Consider the following 1,023-nt stretch of genomic DNA (forward strand, 5'->3'; position numbering starts at 1 on the left):
TAAGACATTTTCGAGGTCTATTATTAAGTTTGTTCTCCCACAATTGAATAGTCTTATCATCAACCAATGTTAGATCACTACCTTTTGGAAAATATTCTCTTAGTAGTCCATTCGTATTCTCATTAGTCCCTCGTTGCCATGGAGCATGAGGGTCAGGAAAATAGACTTCAATTTTTAATTGATCACTCAATTCCTGGTGATAGGTAAACTCTTTCCCTCTATCAGGAGTCACAGTATGCTTGGTCAAGGGTTCTAACATTTTTACCATAGCTTCTATCACCAACTTGCTTTTCTTAACAGCTACCTTCTGTATTTTTAGAAAACGAGAATATCGGTCAGTTAGAGTCACTAAACAAGCTTTTCCAGTTTTCCCTGCAACAGTATCGGCTTCCCAATCTCCTATCCTAGTTCGGTTATTAGCGTCTTCTGGTCTTTCGTGAATCGTATGAGAAATAGAGATTTTCCCTCTATTTTCGACATAACCTTTTGTATGACGCGTTTTTCCACGATGGCGGAGCTTGCGAATGACACCACGAGCACCATGAGATAGTGAGTTATCATCAAAATGTCCTCTATAAATGGCCCTATAAATTGTTTGATAACTAATAACAGCTTTTCCAAACTCTAATCTCAACCGACCTTCTATTTCTTCAGGAGACCATTGATACTCGAGAAATAGATGTTTGACAGTATTGCTTAAATTGTGATCTATTTCAAGTATCCGTTTCCGCCCACAGTGTGATTTAGCAATATAGTAAGATTCCTGCGCATGACTTGGAGAATAGTTTCCTTCTCTTAGATGTCGTTTCCACTCGCGACTAATACTAGACGGATGACGATGAAGTAACTTACCAATTTGAGAAAAATTTAGGCCTTGAGTACGGTAAATGAGAATACTTTCACGCTCGTCTATGGTAAAATGATGGTAGCTCATAAGATTTCCTTTCGTAACTAGTTCGTTCAATTCTATTTTACTAGAAAATCTTATGAGTTTTTATTGTGCACTTATATTGTATGTTCAAG

The 1,023-nt window shown here is 37.3% G+C and carries 1 protein-coding gene; it reads right to left on the reverse strand.

Going from position 1 to position 1,023, the window contains the following annotated elements; translation table 11 throughout:
* On the reverse strand, positions 1-934 hold a 934-nt coding region (locus RG608_RS11490), incomplete at its 3' end, for an IS30 family transposase (RefSeq protein ID WP_308947002.1).
* Positions 935-1,023 lie beyond the last annotated feature (89 nt).

The sequence above is a fragment of the Streptococcus sp. IsoGale022 genome (genome assembly GCF_031142805.1).
GTDB classification, from domain to species: Bacteria; Bacillota; Bacilli; order Lactobacillales; family Streptococcaceae; genus Streptococcus; species Streptococcus sanguinis_A.